3 protein-coding genes are annotated in these 3,324 nt (G+C 64.7%); 1 reads left to right on the top strand and 2 read right to left on the bottom strand.

Annotated elements, in window-relative coordinates; genetic code table 11:
• Positions 1–2,079, top strand: a 2,079-nt coding sequence (locus tag AB4Z11_RS27245; RefSeq protein WP_442028971.1) for an ABC transporter permease, incomplete at its 5' end; no start/stop codon positions are given.
• On the opposite strand, the gene AB4Z11_RS27240 is transcribed toward AB4Z11_RS27245, so the two are convergent.
• Positions 2,076–3,080: a response regulator gene (locus AB4Z11_RS27240; RefSeq protein ID WP_442028970.1), complete on the bottom strand. Its 1,005-nt coding sequence runs from the start codon at positions 3,078–3,080 to the stop codon at positions 2,076–2,078. The genes AB4Z11_RS27245 and AB4Z11_RS27240 overlap by 4 nt on opposite strands.
• Positions 3,077–3,324 (bottom strand): ATP-binding protein (locus tag AB4Z11_RS27235; RefSeq protein WP_442028969.1); only part of this gene is annotated, 248 nt, incomplete at its 5' end. The genes AB4Z11_RS27240 and AB4Z11_RS27235, both read right to left, overlap by 4 nt.

Genomic DNA, 3,324 nt, shown 5'->3' with positions numbered 1-3,324 from the left:
ACCCTGAACGTCAAAGTGGGCGGCGAATTGCGACTTGGCGAAAGCCGGTTCCGCATCGCGCAGCTGATTGCGGCCGAACCTGATCGCGGCTCTGGCTTCATCAACTTCGCGCCGCGCGCCATGATTGCGATGGACGATCTGGCCGCGACCCAGCTGATACAGCCGGGCGCACGCGTCGGCTATCGGCTGCTGGTGGCGGAAGCAGGCAAGGGCGCTCCTGGCGCCACGGTGAAGGACTTCGGCGACTGGCTGAAGAAGACCATCAAGGATGGCAATGTGCGCGGCGTGCGTATCGACTCGCTGCAAAACGGCCGGCCGGAAATGAGCGCCACGCTGGATCGCGCAGACAGCTTCCTGTCCCTGGTCGGCTTGCTATCAGCGATGCTGGCTGCGGTGGCTGTAGCCATGGCTGCGCGCCGCTTCATGACGCGCCATCTGGATTCCTGCGCCATGCTGCGTTGCCTGGGCCTGACGCAAAATCAGGTGACGGTGCTGTATCTCACAGAATTTCTGATCGTCGGATTGGCCGGCAGCCTGCTGGGCGTGGCCGTGGGCTTCGGCGCGCACTATGCGCTGGTGGAGCTGCTTGGATCGCTGGTGGCGACGGATATTCCATCGCCAAGCGTGCTGCCTGCGGTGCAGGGCATCGCGGCGGGCATGCTGCTGCTGGCGGGCTTCGCGCTGCCGCCGATTCTGCAACTGCGCAATGTGCCGCACAACCGCGCGATCCGCCGCGAAGCTGCCGCGCCGAAGCCTGCCGCGCTGGCGACTTACGGCATGGGCATCGCGGCATTCGGCGCGCTGCTGCTGTGGCAGGCGGGCGATGTGAAACTGGCCCTGTTCACGGGCGGCGGCTTCCTCGCTGCTTTCGCGGCCTTTGCACTGATCGGCTGGCTGGGACTGCGCGCGCTTGGCTCCCTGCGTCACGCCGCGGGGTCGCAGGCATGGCGCTTTGCGGTGACGTCGCTGCGCCGCCGTCCGGGTGCGACGGTGGTGCAAGTGGTGTCGCTGGCCCTGGGCCTGATGGCGCTCCTGCTGCTGACCGTGGTGCGCGGCGACTTGATGACAGCATGGCGCAACGCCACGCCGCCGGATGCGCCGAACCGCTTCATCATCAACATCCAGCCGGATCAGAGGGACGAAATCCGCACCAGGCTGGCGGATGCCGGCGTGGCGGAGATTCCGCTGTATCCAATGGTGCGCGGCCGCCTTGTCGCCGTGAATGGCAAGACCATCACGCCGGACACCTATGCCGATGAAGATGGCGCGCGCGGTCTCGCCGAGCGCGAATTTAACCTGTCCACGATGATGGACATGCCGCCGTCTAACCGCATCTCCTCGGGACAGTGGTACACCGACAAGCCCGGCGCAGCGGAGGCCTCGGTGGAGGAGGGCATCGCCAAGACGCTGAAACTGAAACTGGGCGACACCATGCGCTTCGATATCGCCGGCTCGCCGGTCGAAGCGAAGATCACCAGCCTGCGCAAGCTGGAGTGGGGCTCGATGCGTGTGAACTTCTTCGTCATCATCAATCCGTCGGCGATGGCGGACACGCCGCAGACCTGGATCACGGCCTTCCACTTGCCGAAGCAGGCAGCCGGCTTGCCCGCCACGCTCTCGCGCGACTATCCCAACCTGACCATCGTCGATGTGGGCGGCATTCTGCGCCAGGTGCAGTCGGTGCTGGACCAGGTGATACAGGCCGTGGAATTCCTATTCGCTTTCACCCTCGTATCGGGCGTGCTGGTGCTGTACGCGGCGCTCATGGGTTCGCAGGATGAGCGTCGGCGCGAAGCGGGTCTGCTGCGTGCACTGGGCGCCACGCGCAAGCAGCTGTCGCAAGCGCAGATGATCGAGTTCYTGCTGGTGGGCGGACTGGCCGGCCTGCTGGCAGCGACGGGCGCGGGTCTGATGGGCTGGGGACTGGCGACCTATCAGTTCAAATTCGCCTGGACCTTCAGCCCCTGGGTGTGGCTGGCGGGCCTGGTGGCAGGCGCGGTATGCGCCATCATCGGCGGCTGGCTGGGACTGCGCAATGTCCTGAACCACCCGCCGCTGCAAACCCTGCGCGAAGCTTAAGCCGCGAGGGCTGGGCGCTGTGAGCGCTGGAAGGCGTCGAAGCTGGTGTTGACGCCTTCCAGGAAACCGGCCGGCACCTCGAACAGCGCCCAGTAATACGTCTCACGGCCTTCGCAGACTTCAGGCTTGCGGCAGTAGCGATGCCAATGCTCGCCCACGGCGGCCGCGTACATGCCATCGCCTGTGACATGATGGAAAAATGGCAGGATGCGCCGCTCGTCCAGCGCGGCCAGCAGGGAAGGCGGCGCATTGCTGTCGCACGCCATTTCGAACTGTGAGCGCAGACCTTTCTCCGTTTCGATAATCATCAGCGTAGCCTTGCCCGCGCGGTCGAAGAACAGAATGCCGCTCGGGTTGGGGAAGACGTAGTGCTCCACGAAGCCGTGGGCCTGGTACAGCGCCTGCACCACGCCGGCCAGGGCGTCGCAGCTCAGGAAGCTGAAGTCGTGCAGGGCCAGCATGTCGCACACGGTCTTGGACTGCTCCTGGAAGAATTGTTTTTGCAGATCCGCCAGCTCGCGTTCCAGCTGGTCGAGCGCATCGTCGGCGCTCTTGCGGATGTAGCGGTCGATCAGGCCGCGGTTAAAGGCATCCACTGCAATTTTCTCGTCCGCGGCGCCAGTAAACAGGATCTTCTTGCAGGGATGCGTGCGCAGGGCCTGACAGAACGCCAGTCCATCCATCTGCGGCATGGAGTAGTCCACCACCAGCACCGACGGCATGGCGAAGCGCTGCGGCTGCGTGCTGAGGCGCCAGATGCGTTCCAGGTCCACTTCCACATTGCGCCGTTCCGCCGACTGGTGCGGATCGTCGAAATTCACGTGCAGGGGCAGATCGGCACGGCGCGCGCTGCGTCCAAACCAGTCCAGTGCTGCGAGCGTGTCGTAGAAGCTGATATTCGGCTGCGACGGGTCGAGCTGGAAGGACAGGCTGCGCAAAAACGTGTCGCTGTCATCGACCAGCACCGTTGTCGTGGGGTGGAAATAGACGGGCAATTTCATGAGTCACCTGAACGGGGAAAATCAAGAACAAATATAGCGTAAGCGTGCTCGCGTGACACGCAACGCAGCCTGGCTTGCCAGGCGGTGAGGATCTGGCGGCACAGGGCCAGGCCGATGCCGGGGCCGTTATGCGCCGGGAAGGCATAGAAGCGGGAGAAGATCAGCGGCAGGTGATGCGCCGGCACGCCGCAGGCGGTGTCGATGACCAGCAGGCGCGGCGCCTCGCGCGAGCCATCCACCACGA

Source organism: Pseudoduganella sp. RAF53_2 (assembly GCF_052113985.1).
GTDB lineage: Bacteria > Pseudomonadota > Gammaproteobacteria > Burkholderiales > Burkholderiaceae_D > Rugamonas.
Note: the sequence above shows the minus strand (reverse complement) of the source record. Positions and strands in the feature narration are given on the sequence as shown.